25 protein-coding genes and 2 riboswitches are annotated in these 23,818 nt (G+C 35.7%); of the genes, 16 read left to right on the top strand and 9 right to left on the bottom strand.

From position 1 onward, the window contains the following. The first annotated feature begins 91 nt into the window (after positions 1 to 91). From phoU to glcK, 6 genes are all read left to right on the top strand, one after another. Positions 92 to 748 (top strand): phosphate signaling complex protein PhoU, encoded by a 657-nt coding sequence (gene phoU, locus SJY24_RS08900; protein ID WP_377864424.1) that lies wholly within the window; start codon positions 92 to 94, stop codon positions 746 to 748. Positions 749 to 1,022: 274 nt separating this feature from the next. After that, a complete protein-coding gene (locus SJY24_RS08905; protein ID WP_377864425.1) occupies positions 1,023 to 3,374 on the top strand; it encodes a sugar phosphate nucleotidyltransferase in 2,352 nt (783 codons plus the stop codon). Positions 3,375 to 3,443: 69 nt separating this feature from the next. Beyond that, positions 3,444 to 3,593, top strand: coding sequence for a 50S ribosomal protein L33 (gene rpmG, locus SJY24_RS08910; protein ID WP_001265616.1), 150 nt, complete (start codon positions 3,444 to 3,446; stop codon positions 3,591 to 3,593). Positions 3,594 to 3,698: 105 nt separating this feature from the next. Then, the gene (locus tag SJY24_RS08915) at positions 3,699 to 4,277 is read left to right on the top strand and encodes a 5-formyltetrahydrofolate cyclo-ligase (protein WP_377864426.1); all 579 of its coding nucleotides are present in this window, start codon (positions 3,699 to 3,701) and stop codon (positions 4,275 to 4,277) included. 102 nt (positions 4,278 to 4,379) lie between these two features. Then, on the top strand, positions 4,380 to 4,580 hold the full coding sequence (locus SJY24_RS08920; RefSeq protein ID WP_002173470.1) for a YqgQ family protein: 201 nt from the start codon (positions 4,380 to 4,382) through the stop codon (positions 4,578 to 4,580). A 19-nt stretch (positions 4,581 to 4,599) separates the two neighbouring features. After that, positions 4,600 to 5,583 carry a glucokinase gene (gene glcK, locus SJY24_RS08925; RefSeq protein ID WP_377864427.1) on the top strand — a complete coding sequence of 328 codons (984 nt, stop codon included), beginning with the start codon at positions 4,600 to 4,602 and terminating at the stop codon, positions 5,581 to 5,583. 81 nt (positions 5,584 to 5,664) lie between these two features. Here the strand turns inward: glcK and SJY24_RS08930 are convergent, their stop codons facing one another. Then, positions 5,665 to 5,838 (bottom strand): DUF2759 domain-containing protein, encoded by a 174-nt coding sequence (locus SJY24_RS08930; protein ID WP_097830682.1) that lies wholly within the window; start codon positions 5,836 to 5,838, stop codon positions 5,665 to 5,667. 170 nt (positions 5,839 to 6,008) lie between these two features. On the opposite strand from SJY24_RS08930, the gene SJY24_RS08935 reads away from it, so the two are divergent. Both SJY24_RS08935 and SJY24_RS08940 read left to right on the top strand, forming a co-directional pair. Next, the gene (locus SJY24_RS08935; protein ID WP_377864428.1) at positions 6,009 to 6,638 is read left to right on the top strand and encodes an MBL fold metallo-hydrolase; all 630 of its coding nucleotides are present in this window, start codon (positions 6,009 to 6,011) and stop codon (positions 6,636 to 6,638) included. Between the two features lie 9 nt (positions 6,639 to 6,647). Continuing rightward, a complete protein-coding gene (locus SJY24_RS08940) occupies positions 6,648 to 7,760 on the top strand; it encodes a class I SAM-dependent methyltransferase (protein WP_377864429.1) in 1,113 nt (370 codons plus the stop codon). A gap of 144 nt (positions 7,761 to 7,904) precedes the next feature. On the opposite strand, the gene SJY24_RS08945 is transcribed toward SJY24_RS08940, so the two are convergent. The 4 genes from SJY24_RS08945 to metI all read right to left on the bottom strand — a co-directional run bounded on the left by SJY24_RS08945 (position 7,905) and on the right by metI (position 11,570). Next, on the bottom strand, positions 7,905 to 8,195 hold the full coding sequence (locus tag SJY24_RS08945) for an ArsR/SmtB family transcription factor (protein ID WP_000894375.1): 291 nt from the start codon (positions 8,193 to 8,195) through the stop codon (positions 7,905 to 7,907). A gap of 428 nt (positions 8,196 to 8,623) precedes the next feature. After that, a complete protein-coding gene (locus SJY24_RS08950) occupies positions 8,624 to 9,136 on the bottom strand; it encodes a cysteine hydrolase family protein (RefSeq protein ID WP_377867227.1) in 513 nt (170 codons plus the stop codon). Between the two features lie 161 nt (positions 9,137 to 9,297). Then, positions 9,298 to 10,461: a cystathionine beta-lyase gene (metC, locus tag SJY24_RS08955; RefSeq protein ID WP_377864430.1), complete on the bottom strand. Its 1,164-nt coding sequence runs from the start codon at positions 10,459 to 10,461 to the stop codon at positions 9,298 to 9,300. Continuing rightward, complete coding sequence (metI, locus tag SJY24_RS08960; protein WP_377864431.1) at positions 10,458 to 11,570, bottom strand: cystathionine gamma-synthase/O-acetylhomoserine thiolyase; 1,113 nt, start codon at positions 11,568 to 11,570, stop codon at positions 10,458 to 10,460. Before metI ends, metC begins: the two co-directional genes overlap by 4 nt. A 94-nt stretch (positions 11,571 to 11,664) precedes the next feature. After that, a riboswitch (SAM riboswitch) is annotated at positions 11,665 to 11,775 on the bottom strand. A 202-nt stretch (positions 11,776 to 11,977) separates the two neighbouring features. Beyond that, positions 11,978 to 12,087, top strand: a riboswitch (SAM riboswitch). Between the two features lie 70 nt (positions 12,088 to 12,157). On the opposite strand from metI, the gene SJY24_RS08965 reads away from it, so the two are divergent. The 6 genes from SJY24_RS08965 to SJY24_RS08990 all read left to right on the top strand — a co-directional run bounded on the left by SJY24_RS08965 (position 12,158) and on the right by SJY24_RS08990 (position 19,841). Next, positions 12,158 to 13,990, top strand: coding sequence for a bifunctional homocysteine S-methyltransferase/methylenetetrahydrofolate reductase (locus SJY24_RS08965; RefSeq protein ID WP_377864432.1), 1,833 nt, complete (start codon positions 12,158 to 12,160; stop codon positions 13,988 to 13,990). Then, positions 13,990 to 17,388 (top strand): methionine synthase, encoded by a 3,399-nt coding sequence (metH, locus tag SJY24_RS08970; protein WP_377867228.1) that lies wholly within the window; start codon positions 13,990 to 13,992, stop codon positions 17,386 to 17,388. The genes SJY24_RS08965 and metH overlap by 1 nt, the downstream gene beginning before the upstream one ends. Positions 17,389 to 17,406: 18 nt before the next feature. Continuing rightward, the gene (locus SJY24_RS08975) at positions 17,407 to 18,465 is read left to right on the top strand and encodes an undecaprenyldiphospho-muramoylpentapeptide beta-N-acetylglucosaminyltransferase (RefSeq protein WP_377864433.1); all 1,059 of its coding nucleotides are present in this window, start codon (positions 17,407 to 17,409) and stop codon (positions 18,463 to 18,465) included. A 96-nt stretch (positions 18,466 to 18,561) separates the two neighbouring features. After that, positions 18,562 to 18,822 carry a DUF3966 domain-containing protein gene (locus SJY24_RS08980; RefSeq protein WP_098498919.1) on the top strand — a complete coding sequence of 87 codons (261 nt, stop codon included), beginning with the start codon at positions 18,562 to 18,564 and terminating at the stop codon, positions 18,820 to 18,822. A gap of 76 nt (positions 18,823 to 18,898) precedes the next feature. Next, positions 18,899 to 19,273, top strand: a complete 375-nt coding sequence (locus SJY24_RS08985) for a nucleoside 2-deoxyribosyltransferase (protein WP_377864434.1) — start codon at positions 18,899 to 18,901, stop codon at positions 19,271 to 19,273. Between the two features lie 79 nt (positions 19,274 to 19,352). Then, positions 19,353 to 19,841, top strand: a complete 489-nt coding sequence (locus SJY24_RS08990) for a hypothetical protein (RefSeq protein WP_377864435.1) — start codon at positions 19,353 to 19,355, stop codon at positions 19,839 to 19,841. A gap of 33 nt (positions 19,842 to 19,874) precedes the next feature. Here the strand turns inward: SJY24_RS08990 and SJY24_RS08995 are convergent, their stop codons facing one another. Next, complete coding sequence (locus tag SJY24_RS08995) at positions 19,875 to 20,186, bottom strand: hypothetical protein (protein WP_001095549.1); 312 nt, start codon at positions 20,184 to 20,186, stop codon at positions 19,875 to 19,877. Between the two features lie 252 nt (positions 20,187 to 20,438). Between SJY24_RS08995 and SJY24_RS09000 the strand changes: the two genes are divergently transcribed. Together SJY24_RS09000 and SJY24_RS09005 are read left to right on the top strand one after the other, a co-directional pair. Further along, positions 20,439 to 20,654, top strand: coding sequence for a DUF3912 family protein (locus SJY24_RS09000; protein ID WP_128853403.1), 216 nt, complete (start codon positions 20,439 to 20,441; stop codon positions 20,652 to 20,654). Between the two features lie 87 nt (positions 20,655 to 20,741). Next, on the top strand, positions 20,742 to 21,134 hold the full coding sequence (locus SJY24_RS09005) for a hypothetical protein (RefSeq protein WP_377864436.1): 393 nt from the start codon (positions 20,742 to 20,744) through the stop codon (positions 21,132 to 21,134). Between the two features lie 80 nt (positions 21,135 to 21,214). Here SJY24_RS09005 and SJY24_RS09010 read toward each other — a convergent pair whose 3' ends face one another. From SJY24_RS09010 to SJY24_RS09020, 3 genes are all read right to left on the bottom strand, one after another. Beyond that, complete coding sequence (locus SJY24_RS09010; protein ID WP_098498647.1) at positions 21,215 to 22,609, bottom strand: L-cystine transporter; 1,395 nt, start codon at positions 22,607 to 22,609, stop codon at positions 21,215 to 21,217. Between the two features lie 106 nt (positions 22,610 to 22,715). Then, a complete protein-coding gene (locus SJY24_RS09015) occupies positions 22,716 to 22,958 on the bottom strand; it encodes a DUF2626 domain-containing protein (protein WP_002015110.1) in 243 nt (80 codons plus the stop codon). A 130-nt stretch (positions 22,959 to 23,088) separates the two neighbouring features. After that, entirely contained in the window at positions 23,089 to 23,784 is a 696-nt protein-coding gene (locus tag SJY24_RS09020) for a helix-turn-helix transcriptional regulator (protein ID WP_377864437.1), read from the bottom strand. Between the last annotated feature and the right edge of the window lie 34 nt (positions 23,785 to 23,818).

Below are 23,818 nucleotides of genomic sequence, written 5' to 3' on the forward strand. Positions count from 1 at the left end.
CAACTAATAATCAGTGGGGGATGAACAAAACCCCCACTGATTAAAGTTTCACTTTATATATAATGCACATAATATTGAGGGGGAAGAAGCAATGGTAAGAGAACAGTTTCAATATGATTTAAAGACGTTACAACAAAAGGTAGTCGAACTTGGTGAATTAGCAAGGGAAGCTTTATTGATTGCTATGGAAGGGCTTCACAAAAGAGATGTAGAGAAAGCGTTAGAGGTCATTGATGGTGATTATCGTATGGATAATTTAGAAGAAGAAATAAACGATCTTGCGCTTATGCTTATTACAAAGCAGCAGCCTGTAGCAAGTGATTTACGAAGAATTTTCATTTCAATTAAAACAGCGATAGATTTAGAACGTATTGCAGACCACGCTGTTAACATTGCGAAATCAACAATTCGCCTTGGAGAAAAAGAAGTGGTTGTTAGCTTGCAGAATCTTGATGAAATGTTTGAGATTGCTCATGAAATGTTAAATTTAGCATTAGAAGCATACGAGCAAGAAAATTTAACTTTTGCTAGACAAATTGCTGAAATGGATGATTCAGTTGATGAAATTTACGGGAAGGCGATTCGTGAATTTATTTCCTCTATCCCTGGACAACCAGAAGCGATTACACAAATTACACAACTATCCTTTGTTGCAAGATATATTGAGCGTGTAGCAGACCATGTTACCAATATTGCTGAGAATGTATTTTATTTAGTAAAAGGAAAGCATTATTTATTGAATGAGTAGGTGATGAAAAATCACCTGCTTTTTTTAGTCAAAACATGACAAAAAAAGCTCGTTGTTTCCTTTAGTTTATGATGATAAGATGTATCATAATTAATGGAAAAATAAGTACATATGTGTAAACTATATCTTATTAAATATTTTGCTAAGTTAATAGTAAGCGCTTTCTTTTTGCTAGGATTTATTTATCCCGCTATTTGTGGGCAGTTAATGCGGGATAAATGATATATGTGGTATACGGAGTTCTTGAACATTATATAAGTGGAGGCTGAAGTATATGAAGGGGGTTATTTTAGCTGGAGGAAAGGGAAGACGCCTTAGACCATTAACATGTAATACTCCAAAACCGATGTTACCATTGTTAGAAAAGCCGGTTCTTGAATATAATATTGACTTATTACGTCAGCATGGCATTCGTGAAATTGCAATTACCGTTCAATATATGAGTACAGCTATTAAGCAGCACTTTGGTGATGGTAGTAAATGGGGAGTTAACTTGTATTATTTTGAAGACTCTCCCCCACTTGGAACCGCAGGGAGTATTAAGCAAGCGGAAAGTTTTTTAGATGAAACATTTGTTGTTATTAGTGGGGATGCATTAACTGATTTTCAATTATCAGAAGGAATTGCATTTCATGAACAGAAGAAGAGAATGGTAACGATGTTTGTGAAAGAAGTAGAAAATCCACTCTCATTTGGTTTAGTTGTAACGAATAAAGAACAAGAAATTATACGATATATAGAAAAACCGAGTTGGAATGAGGTAGTTTCTAATGTTGTGAATACAGGTATTTATATAATGGATCCAGAAATTTTTTCTTACATACCATCCATGGAATTTTTTGATTTCAGTCATGATGTATTTCCATTATTGGCAAATAAAAATGCGTTATTTGCATATTTATCAGAAGACTATTGGCTAGATATTGGTACATTTGATCAATATCGGCAAGCTCAATTCGATTTGTTGACGAAAAAATTAAAGGTGCCTATTCCATATACAGAAGTATTACCAATGGTGTGGATGGGAGAAGGCGTAACGATAGGAAAAGGGACGAAAATTCATGGTCCTTCTTTTATTGGAGAAGGAGCAATAATTGGTGCGGGGGCTGTAATTGAACCGTACTCTATTATAGGGAAAAATAGTATCGTTTCAAGTTATTCTCATCTTCAAAAAAGCATCGTTTTTGCAAACGCCCATATCGGAAAATATTGTGAGTTGCTAGAAACAACAATTGGAGAGCATACAATGGTTGAAGATGATGTTACACTTTTTCAAAAAAGTATCGTAGCGGACCATTGCCATATAGGGAAAAGTACAGTAATTAAGCAAAAAGGAAAACTATGGCCATATAAGGTGATAGATAGTCATTCAATAGTAGGCTCTGCTGGTGTTCAAGAGAGTGAAAAGGGAGCTGGATGGTTACAAAAAAGCCGGATTGTAGGAAGAGGAAATGTTGAGATTACCCCTCAGTTTATTGTGAAAGCAGCAATGGCTTATGGTTCTCTTTTTGTAAAAGGAGAGAGTATATTAATTGGAAGTCAAGAAAATATAGAAACAACGTCCTATAAAAACTTATTCCTCCATGCTATTCATGGTATTGGGATTCATACGATGGAATGTAAAGAAATGAACGAGTCACTTTTTCAGTATGCCATTCATAATTTGAACTGTGCAGGTGGGGTTTTTATTCAAGTGGAAAGTGATAGAGGGATTGTTATAAAGATGTATGGCAGGGATGGAATGTTATCGTATAAGCAGCAAAAAATAATCGAACAACTATATATCTCTGAGTCGTTTCGTTACGTATGTGAGAAAGAAATGGGGCGAAGTAAGCAGGTTCATGTTTCTTTAAATAATTATATAGAAGCAGTATTAGAACACATTGATATAGAGAAAATACAAAAACAGAAGTTTCATCTTCTTATTAATAAGAGAAATGATATGTTACAACAGTTACTTATTCTCTTTCTGCAAAGGCTTGGGTGCACAGTTACATGGATTTATGCGGGGGGACAAAAAGATCATGTGAAAGCTTTGATGAAATCGAGTAAAGCAAATATGGCGCTTATGTTTTCTGAACAAGGAAATCAATTCGATCTATATGATAATCATAGTAATATTTACCAAGGAACTGATTTTGAAGAAGTAGATATTCCTGATTTATTATTCGAATCGGCAGGTGAAATTTACCCAATGTCTTTGAAATTGGGCGGTTGTTACCTTCTATTTTATATGCATGATGAAAAAAAGTCTTTTCAAATAAGATGGAAGCGAGATATTTTATATCGAATAGGAAAATTATTTGAGTTAATAGCACTGCAGGAAAAAACATTTCTCAGCATATTAGAGCAATCACCTCCGCTCTATTTACTTTGTGATGAAGTTGTGTGTTCGTGGAAGGAAAAAGGGAAAGTAATGCGGAAATTATTGGCTGACATGGAAAGAAAAGAAGACGGGATATTAGAAGGGGTACAGTTCAAATATACAGAAAAAGAGTGGTCTTATATCGTTTCTGACGCAAAACAACCAAAATTTTTAGTGTATTCACATGCTAGAAACCCAGTAATAGCAAGGGAAAACATGAAAAATCTTATAGAAAAAATTAGACAATATCAAAAGGTGTAGAATTTTTATTTTAAAAGTGGTATTATGGTATAGTCTGATTTAAGTTATTAGTACTGGAGGGAAATAAGAATGCGTGTGAATATTACTCTAGCATGTACAGAATGCGGAGATCGTAACTATATCTCAAAGAAAAATAAACGTAACAACGCTGAGCGTATCGAGCTTAAAAAGTATTGCAAGCGTGACAAGAAGTCTACGTTACACCGTGAAACAAAGTAAGCAGTAGGAATATTTTCCTACTGTTTCTTTTTTTTATGCGATTCCTACGTAAAAGTGATACACTATCCTCGTAGAGTAAAGTGTCACTGTAAGGGGGAAAAGTGTGTGAAAGAAGAGAAAATACGTTTACGTAAACAAATAATAGAACGCATGAATTCTTTATCTGAAGAACAGTATACAACTTTATCGGAACAAATTGCAGTTTCGTTGTATGGACAAAAAGAGTGGATTGAATCTAAAACAATTGGAATCACTCTCTCGATGGAACATGAAGTGAATACATATCCTCTTATCGAAAAAGCTTGGGAAGAAGGAAAGAAAATTGTTGTTCCAAAGTGTAATAAAGGGACAAGAACGATGTCTTTCCGGACAATTAGAAATTTTGATCAATTAGAAACAGTATATATGAATTTACGTGAACCGATTCCAGCGTTTACGGAAGAAGTGAATGCGTGTGAAATTGATCTTCTTATCGTGCCAGGAGTAGCGTATACGCGGCGAGGGGAACGGATTGGATATGGTGGTGGCTACTATGATCGTTATCTCGTGCATTATAAAGGGAAAACGCTATCATTAGCTTATGATTTTCAAATGGTAAAACATATTCCTGTTGAACCATTTGATAAAAATGTAGAAAAAATTATTACAGAAAAAGGAACAATGGTTATAAATGGGCTTGTATAGACAAATAAAAATTGACGAGACTTTTTCTTCTTGATTATAATAAAATATGTGAACGTTTTCTTATTATAGTTTTTATAGTAAGTAAGCATAGAGGGTGATGAAATGATATCCATTTATGATATTCAACAATTGCTAAAGAAATTTGGAACGATTATTTATACGGGTGATCGAATTGCAGATTTACAATTAATGCAAGATGAATTGCGTGAATTAAATCAATCACAGCTAATCGATCCACAAGACTATCAAACAGCTTTATTTTTATTGAAGCAAGAAATTCAAAAAGAGATAAATAAGAATTAGATAAAGGTAGGTAAGCAACATGGAAGAGAAATGGTTAGTTGGTGTTGATCTTGGTGGTACAACGATTAAATTAGCATTTATTAATGTGTACGGTGAAATTTTACATAAGTGGGAAATCCCTACGAATACAAATGAGCAAGGAAAACATATTACACTTGATGTAGCGAAAGCTATTGATAAAAAGTTAGAAGAGTTAGGTGAATTAAAAAGCAAGTTAATTGGTGTTGGTATGGGAGCTCCTGGTCCTGTACATGTCGCATCTGGAATGATTTATGAAGCGGTTAATTTAGGTTGGAGAAATTATCCGTTAAAAGATTTACTAGAAGTAGAAACAGGATTACCTGTTGTGATAGATAATGATGCAAACTTAGCAGCGCTTGGCGAAATGTGGAAAGGTGCTGGTGAAGGAGCAAAAGATTTAATTTGCATGACACTTGGCACGGGTGTTGGTGGCGGTGTAATCGCCAATGGTGAGATTGTACACGGTGTAAGTGGTGCTGCAGGTGAGATTGGACATATTACAGTAGTTACAGAGAATGCTTTTCCATGTAATTGCGGAAAGTCTGGTTGTTTAGAAACAGTAACATCTGCAACGGGTATTGTGCGTGTTGCTATGCAAAAAATACAAGAGACTGATAAAGAGAGTATGCTACGTTCTATGTTAGCAGAAGAAGGGCGTATTACATCAAAAGATGTATTCGAAGCGCATGGACAAGGTGATGAACTAGCAGGCGAAGTAGTAGAAAAGGTAGCTTCTTATTTAGGATTAGCTGTAGCAAACCTGTCTAGCACGTTGAATCCAGAGAAAATTGTTATTGGCGGTGGCGTGTCTAAAGCTGGAGATGCGTTATTAGAACCAGTTCAACGCTATTTCGAGCAATATGCTTTCTCACGTGCTGTAAAGAGCACAAAGTTAGCAATTGCGACACTTGGTAATGACGCAGGTGTTATCGGAGGAGCTTGGCTTGTAAAAAAGCACAAATACGAAGCGAAGATGATATAAGTTGTGAAATATGAGAAGAGGAAGGGGGCACCCCTTCCTCTTTTTATGCAAAATCTTGATGAAGAATTCCATGTAAATGAATTAAGCTGTTGGAGGGTACCCATTATATAGAACAGTCATGATTGTAAACCATCCGAAAACGAGTACGGTTGCAATTGCAAAACCGCCCGCGAAAAAGTTCTTTTCGCGAAGTGTTCTAAGCGTAGCAAATACAGCTAACAGAGTGACTAGCGCAAAAATAATAACAAGGCCCATACAATATCCTCCTCTGTCTTCTCATTTCTTACGATGAGTTTTTGGAATATTTACTCTTTTATATTGTACATGTTTTAAAAATGAATGTCGAGATAGCATCCTTTCTTTTCCTAAGAGAAAGAAATGTTGTATCATTGAAAGTAAGTTCAATAACTGGAGGAGATTTTTATATGAAATGGACACAAATGCCTTTAGGCCCATTACAAACAAATGCTTATATTTTAACGAATGATCAAAATGAGTGTATTATTTTTGATCCTGGTCATGAAGGAGAGAAACTTGTTACATATTTACAAGAAGCGCAGTTAAAGCCCCTTGCGATTTTATTAACGCATGCTCACTTTGATCATATTGGTGCTGTTGATGCCGTGAGAGATGCTTTTCATATTCCGGTATACGTACATAAAGAAGAAGCGGATTGGTTAGGAGATGCAACTGTGAATGGATCGCAAATTTTTATGATGAACCGCAGTATTACAGCGAAACCAGCAGATCAAATTATTGATGCAGAAGGTACATTAACGATCGGTTCTTTTAACTTTGAAATTTTTGAGACACCAGGACATTCTCCAGGAAGTATTTCTTATTATTGTAAAGAGGCGAATGCCGTATTTTCTGGTGATGTATTATTCCAAATGAGTATCGGAAGAACAGATTTGCCTGGCGGAAGCTTTGCTGAATTAATTGGAAGTATTGAAGAGAAATTATTTGTATTACCAGATGAAACAGCGGTGCTATGTGGACACGGTCCAGAAACAAGCATTGGGTTTGAAAAAGAAAATAATCCATTTTTACAATAAGGAGTCATTATGGGGATGGAGCTTATTTTAAGAGATTGGATGGGAAAAGAAAAGGATTATTCAATTTCATACAGTACGTATATGAAACTCGCATTATATGCAGAGGGACATGGATATTATATGAGAGAACGTGAAAAAATTGGGAGGCAAGGAGATTTTTTTACGAGTAGTAATGTATCTTCTGTCTTTGCGAAGACTTTTGCTAAGTTTTTCATTCGGCTTGTTGAAAATGGAGAAGTTTCTTCAAATATTTGTGAGGTTGGTGGGGGAACGGGAAAGTTTGCCTATGATGTTTTACAAGAATGGAAACAATTATCTCCGGAAACCTTTAGTAGTTTAAACTATTCAATTGTTGAAGTGAGCCCTTTTCATAGAAGATTACAGCAGGAGAGTCTTTGCTCATTTGATAATGTATCGTATTATACATCGTATATTGAAATGGGAGAGTCTTTCGAAGGAATTATTTTTTCGAATGAACTATTTGATGCGTTTCCTGTTGAAGTAGTTGAGAAAAGAAATGGAATTTTGTATGAAGTACGTATCACGTATACAGAGGAAGGGGACCTTGCAGAAGTATTTAGGCCAGTAGAGAAAAGAATTGGTCGCTACTTATTGAAATATAATATTCATATTGCAGAGGGACAGCGATTTGAGGTGCCTATTGCAATGGAAGAGTATATAGAAGAGATTGCGGAATGGTTCCAGCGAGGTATATGTATTACAGTTGATTATGGTTATACAAAAGAAGAATGGATGCATCCTGCACATCATGAAGGAAGTTTAAGAGGATATTATAAGCATAAGCTAATTCGTAACCCTCTTGCATATCCAGGAGAAATGGATTTAACTACCCATGTTCATTGGGATGAGTTGAAGGTGATTTTCGAGTTACAAGGGATTCATACGATATGGCACAGGAAGCAATCAGAGTTCTTGTTAGCGGCAGGAATATTAGAACATCTTACGAGTCATCAAGATACGAATCCTTTTTCTGAAACTCAAAAACGAAATCGAGCAGTTCGTTCTATGATTTTGAACGGAGGCTTAGGAAGTGCCTTTGATATTGTTATGCACACGAAAGATATGAAGAATTTACATTTGAATCGATATTTAACAATATGAAAAAACAAGACACAGTATATTTCTGTGTCTTGTTTTTTAATACGACTTATGTAGTATTATATATTTCCTCTCATGATATATATTTATATTAAAGATATGAGATGAAAAATATAGAATACGTTCTTTTTCTCTGTCTATTAGTCCCTAACCTAATAATACACGAACGAGTTGAATAATTGTTTCATTTTCTACTTTGTAGTAAATTTCTAATCCTTTTCTTTCACTAGAAACGATTTTAGCACTTTTTAACTTTGCTAAATGCTGTGAAATTGTAGATTGTGGCATGTTTAAGCCAGTGTACATTGTAGAAACATTGCTTGGGCCACGTTCAATTAATCCTTTTACAATACATAAGCGAACAGGATGAGCAAGCACTTTCAATAATTCTGCATTGCTTTCATATAGTTCTATTTCTTTTTGAAAGGTTTCTAACATGTTCTTTTCCACCTCCGTGTGAGCTGTTATACCATACTATACATACCAAAAAATTAAAGAAAAGAAAACAGTTGTTGCAGAAAAAAAGTCCTAAAGTAAAGAAATTGTAAGAAAAGAGACCCTGATGTAAATAAAGTAGATAAATTTGTACGGTTTTGTAAAATGACACTTTTGGGTGAAAATTTTGATGCGTTTTAAAAATTGAAAGATATAGATATATTTGTAACACAATTTTATCATGATTTTCTTATTCTTTCAAATGAATATACGAAATTTTTAAAATAATATGACAAAGGAATTGTAATGATATATATAGAATATAAAACAGGTTAAAAGAAGCTGATTATAATCAGCTTCCTTATGGTGATAATTAAATATTTGAGTGTAGCTGATAAATCTTAGAATGCTCAAGTCATTAGTCATTTATTCTAGAGTTCATCTTTTATCAACTTTAAAAATCTGAGGTTCCATATATTCTCATAAAAAGCAATTGTCTCTTTTGCGGACATAAATGGATTATGTAACGTAGAGGTTGTTTTCTGTACCATGAAGTTTTCGTATCCTAGTCCGTGGGCAAATTTAATCGTAGCATCCATGCAGTATTCTGTTTGGGCACCACAAAATTCAATACGATGTACAGATAATTGATCTAAAATTTCTTTTAAGTTTGTTTTATAAAATGAATTTGCATGTGTTTTTCTTACAAAAAAATCTTGTTCTTGAACATCTAGATCGGTATGAATAGCCCAAAGTTTTTTTTCGGGTACTAAATCATCATCACAATGTTGAACAAAAATGATTGGTTTATTTGATTTTCTATAGGAAGAAATTCTTTTATTTACTTTTGTAAGCAAGTTTTGTAAATCAAATAAATGCTCTCCGCTATAACATACCCCATTTTGTAAATCGATAACGATTAAAACATCTGCACAAGTATCCATTATTTTTGCCCCTTTTTTACTTTTTAATATATCAATTAATTCATTACTTGGAAATAGATGGTGCTCTTTCGTTTTTTTATGAACTATACGAAAAGTAAAAAATATACTTAACGGCATAAAAAAGAAGATATGAAAACTTAATTTCATATCTTCTTTTCGTCCTATGCATTTACAGGTTCTTCCACATAAGAAAGGGCATTTTCAAAATCGGATATTAAATCGTCAACATTTTCAAGGCCAACGGATAACCGAAGTAATGAATTAGAAATACCTCTTTCATCACGAGCTTCTTGCGACAGTGCTGCATGTGACATTTTAGCTGGGTAGGAAAGAATCGATTCGACAGCTCCTAAACTAACTGCGAAGACAGGTAATTTTACTTTTGATAAAAATTGGCGGAGTGCGTCTTCTGATTGTAAAGTGAAAGATAGGACAGCTCCGGCTGATGTAGCTTGAGATTGTTGAATGTCAAATCCAAGATGTGTTTGTAAGCCAGGATAATAGACATTTTGAACTTTAGTGTGCTCTTGTAAATAGTGTGCAATTTTATTGGCGTTTGCAGCTGAATGTTCAAGACGTACATGCAATGTTTTTATGCCGCGAAGTACGAGCGAACAATCTTGAGGACCTAAAATAGCGCCGAATGCATTTTGTAAAAATCCAAGTTTTTGAGCGAGTTCGGCATCTTTTACAACTGCTAATCCGGCAGTAACATCACTATGACCGGCAATGAATTTTGTGGCACTATGAAGAACGACATCGGCGCCAAGATCAAGCGGCTTCTGGAATAATGGTGTCAAAAATGTATTATCAACAAATGTAAGAGCACCAATAGATTTTGCGAGTTTAGAAACCTCGCGAATATCTGTTACTTTTAAAAGTGGGTTAGATGGTGTTTCTACATAAAAGAGCTTCGTATTCGGTTTGATATTTTGTTTTATTGCTTCTAAATTGGTCATATCAACAAATGTATGTGAAACACCGTAACGAGAGAGAACTTCAGTTATAATCCGATAAGTGCCTCCGTATACGTCTTCTGAAATGAGTACGTGATCGCCTTGTGAAAGAAGGAGAAAAGCAGTAGAAATCGCTGCAATTCCTGATGCGAAGGCGACCCCCTTTGTTCCGCCTTCTAATAAAGCAATGATATCTTCAAGAGCTTCACGAGTTGGATTACCAGATCGGCTATAGTCATATTTCCCGAACGTATCGACATCAAACTGGTGGAATGTTGAAGTGTTATAGATGGGAACGTTAACAGCTCCTGTTTGCGAGTCATGTTTATATTGGTTGTGCAGTAAGAGTGTATCTATAGAATAACTCATATTCTTACACCTTCTTTTACAAGTTTAATGGCTTGCTTTAAGTCTTGAATTAAATCGTTACTATTTTCGATGCCGACGGAGAACCGAAGAAGACGATTACATACACCGTTTGCCGTTCTGATTTCTTCAGGAATATCAGCATGCGTTTGCGTTGCTGGATAAGTCATTAAACTCTCTACACCACCAAGACTTTCAGCAAATGTGATTAAGGATAAAGATTGTAAGAATGGATTAATCCATGTTTCATCTTGAAGGCGAAACGAAATCATACCGCCTCTTCCTGGATAAAATACATGTGTCACACCGTCTTCATCATTTAAATAAGCAACAATGGCTTTCGCATTTTCTTCATGTTGTCTCATGCGAAGCGCTAAAGTTTTCATACCACGAATTAATAGCCATGAGTCAAATGGGCTTAAGACAGCACCGGAGGCATTATGATAATGAGCAAGTTCTTCACAAAGTTCTTTTCCTTTTGCCACGACGAGTCCGCTTAGTACATCGTTATGCCCGCCTAAATACTTCGTTGCACTATGAAGTACGATATCGGCACCTCCTGTTAATGGTTGCTGTATATAAGGAGTGTAGAATGTGTTATCTACAATAAGAAGTAGTCCGTGTCTTTTCGCTACACTTGCGACAGTGGCAATATCAGTAACTTGCATTAATGGATTAGTCGGCGTTTCTATGAAAATAGCCTTCGTTTCAGTTGTGATAGCTTGCTCAATTTGTTTAATAGATTGTGTATTTACGTATCTACATCGAACATTCCACTTTTTTTCATGTTCAGAAAATAAGCGGTACGTTCCTCCATATAAATCTTCGGATACAATAAGTTCATCCCCAGAACGGAATAATGAAAGGACAAGGAGAACAGCTGCCATCCCTGAACTACAGGCATAACCTTGTTCGCCATATTCTAAGTCTGCGATTGCCTGTTCTAAAAGACCACGAGTTGGATTTCCAGTTCGTGAATAGTCAAAGCCGGTAGATTTACCAAGTCCTTCGTGACGATAAGCGGTTGAGAAATAAACGGGTGGATTAACAGTTCCTGTTGTAGTTTCGCTACGATTTCCGATTTGTGCTAGTTTTGTTTCGATAGTTGACATGTAAAAATTCCTCCTTTTTAAATTGAACGATTAGTTGAATATAAAATAAAAAAAGCCTTCTAAGAAGAAGGCTTTCGGATTGAATAGAGTCTTCTTCTCATCTGTCAAATCTTTCACAATTTGCTGGAATTAGCACCTTATTAACAAATTGTTAATGGTTGCTGAGGCGTCATAGGGCCAGTCCCTCTACCTCTCTAGATAAGAATGTTCGTATGAAATTTTTATTATGTTTTTAACTTTACAACAAAAGTTAATTGAATTGCAACTTTATTTTAAATAATTTTTATTTTTCCGCAAGTGTCATTGACTTTTATATTTGTGCATGCTAAATTTATAAAAAATTAACAAACATTGTTAAAAGGGGAACGCATTTCCTTTTAGCTACATAAATAAAATAATAAAGACAACTCTTATTGAGAGCGGTGGAGGGAAAGGCCCTGTGAAACCCGGCAACCTTCAAACGAAATGTTTGAAACGGTGCTAATACCTGCAAAACGAATGTTTTGCATAATAAGAGGAGGAATAATTATGTCCCCCTCTTCAAAGCGAAGAGGGGGTTTTTATATTGATAGAAATGAGGGAGATTCGTGAAATTACTAGATTTATTATCAAAAGGAATTGTAATAGGTGATGGTGCGGTTGGAACATTATTACATTCGCATGGTTTACAAAGTAGTTTTGAAGAATTGAATTTGTCTGATCCAGACTTAATTATATCGATTCATAAACAATATGTAGCTGCTGGAGCGGATGTTATCCAGACGAATACGTATGGAGCAAATGAAGCGAAATTACGTATGTATGGCTTAGAGAATCAAGTTGTTCAAATTAATAAAGCAGCAGTGAAGATTGCTAAAGCATCTGTTACAGACAGAAATGCAATTTTAGGAACAATTGGTGGTATGAAACATATCGGAGCTGTTACAACAACTGATATGGAAAGGGAGTTTATGTTACTTGAACAGGCAGGTGCTTTACTAGAAGAACAGGTTGATGGATTGCTATTAGAGACTTTCTATGATGAATTTGAATTACTTCATGCTGTTAAGGTGTTACGAAAACAAACGAATATTCCAATTGTAGCCCAATTAGCGTTACATGAGGCAGGTACGACTCAAAATGGAAATGATGTAAATGAGATATTAAAACAGCTTTTAGATTACGGTGCGAATGTTGTTGGATTGAACTGCCAACTAGGACCACTTCATATGACGGAAGCTTTTAAAATGATATCGATTCCTCAAAATGGCTACTTGTCAGCATATCCAAATGCGGGTCTCCCGAATTATGTGGAGGGACGTTACGTATATGAGGGAAGTCCGGCTTATTTCGAAGCGATGACACCGAAATTTATTGAGCAAGGTATTCGGTTATTGGGTGGTTGTTGTGGTACTACTCCAGAACATATTGAAAGTATGAAGCGTGCTACTCTAAATGTTACGCCTGTAATAGAAAAGGACACGATTCAAAGACCAAAAGTAGTTCATACACACGAGAAACGTTCGAAATCTCACGTCACTTTAGCAGAGAAAGCAAAGAAACAAACGACAGTTGTAGTGGAACTAGACCCACCGAAAACATTAGACACACAGCGTTTTTTTGAAGGGGCAAGAGCATTGAAAAGAGCTGGGGCAGACGCTATTACTCTAGCAGATAATTCATTAGCATCGCCTCGCGTTTCTAATATGGCAATGGGTGCATTATTAACGAAGCATGATATTCCGGTATTGACTCATTTAACGTGTAGAGACCATAACGTCATTGGGCTACAATCTCATTTATTAGGTTTATCGGCGTTAGGGATGGAGGAAGTGCTAGCTTTAACTGGTGATCCAGCGCGTGTTGGCGATTTCCCAGGTGCAACTTCTGTATATGATTTGTCCTCTATTGAGCTCATAAAAATGATTAAAGAAATGAACGACGGGCGTTCCATTTTAGGGAAATCAATTGGTCCGGCAACAAGATTTTCTGTCGGCGGTGCGTTTAATCCGCATGTAAGACATTTAAAAGCAGCGGTTAAGCGAATGGAACGGAAAATAGATGCTGGAGCGGAATATTTCTTAACTCAGCCAATTTACGATATAGCGTTAATTGAAGAAGTGTATGAAGCGACAAAGCATTTGGAACAACCTATCTTTATTGGAATTATGCCGTTAGTAAGTAAGCGGAATGCAGATTTTCTTCATTTTGAGGTGCCGGGTATTACTCTTCCTGAAGAAATACGAGAGAGAATGGATGGACACGAAACGAAAGAGGCGGCTATTGAGGAAGGGATTCGTATTTCACAAGAGTTAATCGATACGGCGATGAAATACTTTAACGGTGTTTATCTTATTACACCATTTTTAAAATATGAAATTACAGAACATCTCGTGAAATATGTAAGAGAAAAGCAAGAAGTGAAAGAGGGTATTAATTGATGAAGTGTATAGAAGAAAGATTACAAAATAGCATTCTAATATTAGATGGTGCAATGGGGACGATGATACAGCAAGAGGACTTAACTGCGGAAGATTTCGGAGGAGAAGAGTACGAAGGGTGTAATGAATATTTAGTAGAAACAAGACCAGATGTTATTTTAAAGATTCATAAAGCTTATATTGAAGCTGGAGCTGACATCATTGAAACAAATACATTTGGTGCGACGAATATCGTATTAAGTGATTATGAGTTGTCTCATTTAGATGAAGAATTAAATGAAAAGGCAGCACTATTGGCGAAGCAAGCTGTTAAAGAAAGCGGGAAGCAAGTATATGTTGCAGGTGCGATGGGGCCGACAACGAAAGCAATTAGTGTTACAGGAGGAGTTACATTTGAGGAACTGATTGAAGCCTATACAAGGCAGGCGAGAGGGTTATTGAAGGGCGAAATTGATGTATTACTTGTGGAGACGAGTCAAGATATGCGTAATGTGAAAGCTGCTTATATTGGAATTCAAGCAGCTTTTGATGAACTAAATAAAACGGTTCCTATTATGATTTCTGGAACGATTGAACCGATGGGAACGACTTTAGCGGGTCAAACGATAGAAGCCTTTTATTTATCGATAGAGCATATGAAGCCGTTATCGGTTGGATTAAACTGTGCGACTGGTCCGGAATTTATGAGGGAACATATTCGTTCCTTATCTGATTTATCGGAGTGTTATATTTCTTGTTATCCAAATGCAGGTCTTCCGGATGAAGATGGACATTATCATGAATCTCCATCTTCTCTCGCTGAAAAGGTGAAGCGATTTGCTGAAGAAGGATGGGTTAATATTATTGGTGGTTGTTGTGGTACAACACCAGAACATATAAGTGCAATGAAATCCGCGTTAGCATCTCTTAAGCCGCGTGAACAACATGAACGAGAAGGGCATGGAGTTAGTGGATTAGAGGCGTTGCAATATGATGATTCTATGAGACCGTTATTTGTTGGAGAAAGGACGAACGTAATTGGATCACGCAAGTTTAAAAGATTAGTAGCAGAAGGGAAATTTGAAGAGGCAGCTGAAGTGGCAAGAGCGCAAGTGAAGAAGAATGCTCATATTATTGATATTTGTATGGCAGACCCTGACCGTGATGAAATAGAAGATATGGAAAGATTCTTGGCAGAAGTTACGAAAGTATTAAAAGTACCGATTATGATTGATTCAACAGATGAAAATGTTATGGCAAGAGCTCTAACTTATATTCAAGGAAAAGGTGTTATCAATTCTATCAATTTAGAAGATGGAGAAGAACGTTTTGAAAAAGTGACACCTCTTCTTCGGAAATACGGTGCCGCTATAGTTGTAGGAACAATTGATGAAGACGGTATGGCAGTTAGTGCAGAACGGAAGATAGAAATTGCGAAAAGAAGCTATGAGTTACTAACGAAGAAGTATGGTATACGTCCATCTGATATTATTTTTGATGCGCTTGTGTTTCCTGTAGGGACAGGTGATGAAGAATATATAGGTTCAGCGGCAGCGACTATAGAAGGGATTCGTCTTATTAAAGAAGCGTTACCAGAATGTTTAACGATTTTGGGTGTAAGTAATATATCATTTGGTTTACCGCCCGCGGGCCGTGAAGTATTAAATTCGGTCTTTCTATATCATGCAACGAAAGCAGGATTAGATTATGCGATTGTTAATACGGAAAAATTAGAACGCTATGCATCAATTCCAGAGGAAGAAAAACGTCTTGCAGATGCATTATTATTTGAAACGACGAAAGAGACGTTAGAAAAATTCACAAACTTTTATCGTGTTGCCAAAAAGAAAGATGTCGTTGTACAAGAAACACTAACGCTTGATGAACGACTAGCAAATTATATTGTAGAAGGTACGAAACAAGGGCTACATGAGGATTTAAGTCTCGCGCTTACAGAAGGACGAAAACCTCTGGATATTATTAATGGTCCACTTATGACAGGAATGGACGAGGTGGGGCGATTATTTAATGGTAATGAGCTTATCGTTGCTGAAGTATTGCAAAGTGCTGAAAGTATGAAAGCTGCCGTAAGCTATTTAGAGCCACATATGGAGTCTAGTGATAGCGCGAAAAAAGGGAAAGTATTATTAGCGACTGTAAAAGGTGACGTACATGATATTGGGAAAAATCTCGTTGAAATTATTTTATCAAATAACGGATACGAAATTATTAATTTAGGGATTAATGTTCGTTCGGATCGAATTGTTCAAGAAGTACAAGAGAAGAAGCCTGATATTATTGGTCTTTCAGGCTTGCTAGTAAAATCAGCCCAACAAATGGTAACAACTGCTGAAGATTTAAAAGCGGCAAATATTGATATTCCAATCGTTGTCGGTGGTGCAGCGCTAACGAGAAAGTTTACAGATAATCGTATTTCTCCATCATATAAAGGGCTCGTATGCTATGCGAGTGATGCGATGACGGGGCTTGATATTATTAATAAGCTTCAAAAAGAAGAAGAGCGTGAGAAGATGAAACAGGATAAAAAAGAACGTCATCTTCATATCGTTAAAAAAGAGGAGAAACAAGTGGAAATTCCAGCAGTAATTGAGCCATTACCGAAGGCGGAGGTTATGATACCTGATTCAACAAAACGAATTGTATTGCGCGATATTCCAGTTGCACATCTCGCGCCGTTTTTAAATAGACAAATGCTACTTGGACATCATCTTGGATTAAAAGGAAATGTAAAAAAACTCCTGCAAGAAGGAGATAGAAGAGCGCACGAATTAAATGATTTAATTGATGAATTATTACAGGAAGGACAATCTTGGTTACGCCCGAAAGCAGTGTATCAATTTTTCCCAGCACAAAGCGACGGACAAAACATTGTAATATATGATCCAGAAGATCATACGCGTATTATAGAGCGTTTCACATTCCCTAGACAAGGAAAGGCTCCCTACCGTACTTTAGGTGATTATTTACGGCCGATTGGAGATGAAATGGATTATGTTGCTTTCTTATCTGTTACTGTTGGGGAAGGAGTTCGGGACATTGCTGAAGAGTGGAAGGCGAAGGGTGATTATTTACGCAGTCATGCCATTCAATCGTTAGCGCTTGAATTAGCAGAAGGACTTGCTGAAAAAACACATATGCTCATTCGTGATCGTTGGGGCATTCCAGACTCACCTGAACTGACGATGGAAGAACGTTTCCGTACAAAATATAGAGGCATTCGCGTGTCATTTGGTTATCCAGCATGTCCAGAACTTGCTGACCAGGAAAAATTGTTTCGCTTAATTCATCCAGAAGAAATAGGTATTTCATTAACAGAAGGATTTATGATGGAGCCAGAAGCGTCTGTAACGGCTATGGTATTTTCTCACCCTGAGGCAAGATATTTTAGTGTACTATAGTGTAGAAGGGGGAGACGTATGAAAAAAATAGTCTTTACAGGTGGCGGTTCGGCAGGACATGTAACACCTAATTTAGCAATTATTCCACATTTACAGGAAAAAAACTGGGACATTTCTTATATTGGTTCTCATCAAGGGATTGAGAAAACGATTATAGAAAAAGAAGGAATACCTTACTATAGTATTGCAAGCGGGAAGCTACGTCGTTATTTTGATTTGAAAAATATAAAAGATCCTTTTCTCGTAATGAAGGGTGTTATGGATGCGTATGTAACAATTCGTAAACTAAAACCGGATGTTATTTTTTCAAAAGGTGGTTTCGTATCTGTACCAGTCGTAATTGGAGGATGGTTAAATAGGGTGCCAGTTTTACTACATGAATCTGATATGACACCTGGACTAGCAAATAAAATTGCGCTCCGTTTTGCCTCGAAAATATTTGTTACATTTGAAGAAGCTGCGAAGCACTTACCAAAAGAGAAAGTAGTATATACAGGATCGCCTGTACGTGAAGACGTAGTAAGCGGAAATCGAGAAAGAGGTTTAGAGTTTCTAGGGTTTTCACGTAAAAAGCCGGTTATTACGATCATGGGAGGAAGTTTAGGCGCGAAGAAAATTAACGAAACAGTTCGAGAGGCGTTGTTAGAACTTCTTAAAAAGTATCAAATTGTTCATCTCTGTGGAAAAGGTAATCTCGATGAAAGTTTACAAAATAAAGAAGGATATAGACAATTTGAATATGTACATGGGGAGTTGCCAGACATATTAGCGGCAACAGATTTTGTTATTTCGCGTGCGGGCTCCAATGCAATTTTTGAGTTTTTAACATTGCAAAAGCCAATGGTTTTAATTCCGTTATCGAAATTTGCAAGCCGTGGAGACCAAATTTTAAATGCGGAATCCTTTGAAAGACAAGGGTACGCATCGGTATTATATGAAGAGGATGTAACGGTGAACTCGCTTATAAAGCATATAGAGGAGCTATCTCATAATGATGAGACGTATAAAACAGCATTAAAAAAATATAATGGAAAAGAAGCAATTAAAACTATTATTCAACATATTTCAGAGGCATGATTATATAATCATGCCTTTTTTAATAGGGTGAAAGATTCCAAGAATTGATATTTTTATGTTACAATAACAAATGAGTTAGTAGGGAAATTCCAATTGATTAAGCGTGAAAATACGAATGGATTAGGAGTGACTGTGTTGGAGCTAAGTCTCTATGAAAATACTGCACTTATTATATGCTTTGTGTTGTACGTTGGTAGTGTTATTGTTTATATTTCAAGGAAATTTTCGCAAGAAAGAGAGCTTGAAAAATCAGAGATAACAGCTGAACTAGAAATGTTAGCTGATGAAAGTTATAAAAAACAAAAAATAAAAGAAGATCATGAAGAATCCCATCATTTAAACGCGAATAAGTTCTAAAGATGGGGATTTTTTTTGGAAAAATCCTATTAACGCTAAAACGGAGTTTCCCCATTTATATAAGGAGTGGATATAGATGAAATTTTATATTGCTTCGGGATTTCAAAATAAGCATCTTGTACGCTTTATAGCGAATGAACTGAAAAATTCAGGATGGCACCATACATATGATTGGACCAAAAATGAAAGAGCAGTTAATAAAGAACAATTAAGAGAAATTGGTCAAGCGGAGAAGAATGCTATAAAAGAAGCAGATGTCTTTTTACTTATATTAGATGGCGGAAATGGAAGTCATACAGAGTTTGGAATGGCGATTGCGCTAGAGAAAAAGGTATATATGTATCATGAAGGAAACCCGCTCCAAACAACGTTTTATCATTTACCAGAGATAAATATTTTTGAAGGAGATGCAGCTGAGTTTGCATCTTGTGTTATAAATCATATGGAATAATAGTAATTACCTAGAAGGTTATAAAAGGGATCTTTTGGGCACAGTGATTATAAGTAAAGTATATAAAGGAGTTATACATATGAAATTAGAAAATGGTTGGGAAACGAGTTTTTTAGAAGTTGTACAAAACAGTGAATTTAAGAAAGATGCAATTCTTAGTCAATTGCTTTTTGCGGATGGTGAAGAAGTAGAAGAGCTTGTTGATGATTACGGTTACGAAGAGATTATTGAACGCGAACATGATGATGAGTTAGCAGGAATTTTAGGAGAAGAACTATTTAGTGAGATGGAGCGAAACGTATTCTTAGCTTCACAGCCAGAAGAAAAACTGATTTCATTCGTAAATGGATTAGGTTTTCACGTGTTAGATTGGATCGTGCTTCTTGAAACAGAATTTGGCATTGATAGCGCAAATTTCACATCGGATGCGGTGAAAATGTTAGAAAAGCGTTTTAGACAATTCCCGTACATAGAAGATAAAACGATTTTTGATATGACTTTTGGAGAGGTAATGGATGTATTACAATCCGTTACAGGATTACAACTGAAAGAAAAAATGAACATATAAAGAAAAAGAACGTGAGGATATCACGTTCTTTTTTTACATAATAATAATTTTATCATCTAGCTTTGTTTGTCCAGTAAGAAGTGCATTTAAATACTCTACTTTTCGTATGCAAGCTTGTATATGTCTTTCAACCTCTTGTAACTCTGCTTGGTGATGCGTTTCAATTGGATGAATTTGTACGTTAAATTTTTCGAATTGACTACTATATGTTATTTTTGCATAGCCGCTCATAATATCGGTTTCGTTATGAAATAAGAATTGCTTCGTTTCTTCACAGAATGATACATCCTGAAAGCCATATACTTTTAATGCTTCAATTACTTTTTTAATCATGTTTGTATTCATTTTTTAACCCTCTTTACGAAGTTCTACTTTTATATTATAACATAAAAAATTACGTAGAAAGCGCTTCCAAGTGTATTTTATTATAAACTTTACGTTTCAATCATAAAAATGAAACAAAGAAAAAATAATTGTAAAGAAGGAAGGACTCTTTTATTGTTTCGTCATATATATAGAGAAATAGTGCAATGAAAGGAAATTTTTCGAGGTGGAGATTGTATTTCCAATTTGAGCGCAGTAAAAGAGGTGAGAATCTTGAACTTTGATATTGTAGGACAAAAAGCATATATAAAAGACGGACCGTATCGGAACCGAATTGGAACTGTAAAGAAAAACGAAAAACAATTAGAATCCCACTTTGCTATTGTAATTGGAGAACAAAGTATTGATGTAGAGCTAAAGGATATCGTGTTAGTTGGAGTAGATGTAGGACAATTTCATAAATGGTGCGAGCAAAATGGTTATTTGTGAAAGGGACGGGCTGTGAGATAATGAAATATATTTGAGAAAAGAGAATATGTTATTGTATTCTCTTTTTCTATGTTTAAGGAGATGGAAATGAAGTATAAAGAACGAGATTTTACATTGGAATTGAAAGAGAAAATTCAATGTATGGAGAATGAAATAGAGCGAATATCACTTGAACTTTTTAAAGAGTATTCATATTTATACATAGAGAAAAACATGGAACTATCTATGGAACTTGTTAAAGATAAAGAGCATCCTTTTGAGGTGGGTTATTATTCATCAGTTGCCATAGCTATATTAGATGAAGAAAAAGAGATGATTGGATTTTATAATATTCCAATTTGGAAATGCGAAAATGTTTTTTTAGGAGTGCCAATTCAATCGAGAATTTTTGGGAGTAAGAAAATAGGGGAACTTGTTGATGAATCTTACTATGAGATTGAAGAAGAGTTAAAAGGGCAACTAGAAGAATACTTGGAGTGATAACTTTCAAGATAAGATGTATAGAGATGGAACATAATAAAAAAGACGCTAACATTATAAATTGTTAGCGTCCTTTTTTATTATGATGCAATCTCACCAGTTTTTACCTCGTCTTGATTGTACGTATCGTGATCTAATTCTCCAAGCCATTTACTAGAAATAAGACCTGCTGTCATAGAACCACTTACGTTAAGAGCTGTACGACCCATATCGATTAATGGCTCAACTGAGATAACTAGAGCGACGATGCCGATTGGTAAGTTCATTGTAGATAATACGATTAATGCTGCGAATGTTGCACCGCCACCAACGCCGGCAACACCGAATGAGCTAATAGCAACGACAGCGATTAAAGTTAAAATAAATTGTGGTTGTAATGGATCAATTCCTACAGTTGGAGCGACCATCATAGCAAGCATTGCTGGGTAAATACCTGCGCAACCGTTTTGACCGATAGATACTCCAAATGAAGCTGCGAAGTTAGCGATTCCTTCAGAAATACCAAGTTTTTCTTTTTGTGCTTCAATATTTAATGGCATTGCACCTGCACTAGAGCGAGATGTGAATGCAAATGTTAATACCGGGAACACTTTTTTCAAATATTGAATTGGATTTAAACCAGATAGTGCGATTAATAATAAGTGAATGATAAACATTACGATAAGTGCTACGTAAGACGCTAACACGAAGTTACCAAGTTTTAAAATAGCATTTATATCGCTACCAGCGACTGTTTTTGCCATAAGAGCTAACACGCCGTATGGAGTAAGACGTAAAATTAATGTTACCATACGCATTACGATTGCATATACAGCATCAAGCATCTTCTTAAATAGCTCTGCTTGTTCTGGATGCTTTCTTTTTACACCGAGAAAGGCAATACCGATAAATGCTGCAAATATTACAACAGAAATTGTTGATGTTGGACGAGCACCTGTTAAATCAAGAAACGGATTTGTAGGTAACAGTTCTAATAATTTGTCTGGAATTGTTGTCTTTTCAATAGAAGTAAATCTTTCTTCTACTAATTTCAGACGAGCAGATTCTGCATCACCTTGTTGTAATCCTGTTGCTGATACATCAAATCCTGCGCTTGCAGCGATACCGACAGCTGCAGCAATTCCTGTAGTAAGAATTAAAATTCCGATAATAAGACCACTAATTTTACCAAGATTTTTTGTTAACTGTAATTTTGTAAAGGCTGAAATAATAGATACTAAAATAAGTGGCATAACAATCATTTGAAGCAATTTCACATAACCGTTACCGATTAAGCCAAACCAAGTATTTGATTCAATAATTACTTTAGAAGTTGGCTCATAAATAAATTGTAATATAAGACCGAATATAATTCCGACTCCTAAAGCAGTAAATACACGTTTATTAAAAGATACATGCTTACGTTGCATATAATATAATACGCCAACTAAGATGAGCATGACTGCGATGTTAATTCCGACAAGCAGTGTATTCATGTTGATTCCCCCTAATTCCAATGTGTTATATAGAATATAAGGGAATAAAACCTATAAGTCAACTAGGTAATTACGGAATTAAAAAAAGATGGCAATTTGCCATCTCTTAATGCCCAGCTCCAGGGACAAGTAAAAATGTTGTGTACCATGTAAATCCGATGAAGAAAACGGTTAAATACGCCCCGAATACGTATATATACATACGCTCTGTTAATTTTAAATAACTTAAAAGTACGAAGAATCCTGTTTGTCCTAAAAATAGTAGTGCGGTCGAATGCATATCCCCTACGTAAAACATAACCGAGAAAATTCCAGTCCAAAAGCCGAGAACGCGAAACATGCGCTCCATGCCATCTCCCTCCTTTTCTAAAAAAAGTAAACCTCTATTCATTATAGTTTATTTTTCTAACTATTGTAAATATTCATTCATATAAAAGAAAGAAGCCAATTATAATATTGACTTCTTCTTAGTTGAAAAACTAAATTTGAACCTTATAGTTACAAGATTTGCATCCATCTAGTAGACTATCGTTTCGAGTTAATTCCACGTTCGGGAATAGGATTTCAAAAATTCCCTTCATCATATCTCCGTGCATATTACAAATTTCAGTCGGATGATGCGCAGCAACTTCTTTAAATGGGCAATTGTGTACATCATAGAAAATTTTTGTACCATCCGTACTTATTTCAAAAGCAGGAGATAAACCAGCTGTTGAGAATGCTTCTTTTGCAATTTGCATTTTTTGTTCTATCGTCAATGCTTCTGCACTTACATTTAAGCGATGCATATGTTGTTGCATTAATTCTTTGCCGAATTGTTTCCCTGTTTCATATAGCGCTTTTTCACCAGCGCTACCTAAGCTTAGCAGTGAATTAAATGCTATCTGTGCTAATAATTGATAATCGCGAAATGGGAATTGTAACTGGATGACATCTTGAGACAAGACGTATAGTCTGCTTGGTCTGCCGCCTTTCCCAGTTTTTTTTGTTTCTGATTTTAGCATATTAACATCTTCTAATTTAGATAAATGTAAACGAGCTACGTTTGGATGAATTTCAAACTCATCTGCGATTTCTTGTACAGTTACGTAACTATGCTTTTGAGAAATATATTTATAAATGTAATAACGAGTAGGGTCAGATAACACACCTGTAATTTTTAAAGCTTGTTCCATTAGGATCTCCACCTTTATCACTTTATCCAAGATA

This window comes from Bacillus sp. R86525 (genome assembly GCF_042466195.1).
GTDB classification, from domain to species: Bacteria; Bacillota; Bacilli; order Bacillales; family Bacillaceae_G; genus Bacillus_A; species Bacillus_A nitratireducens.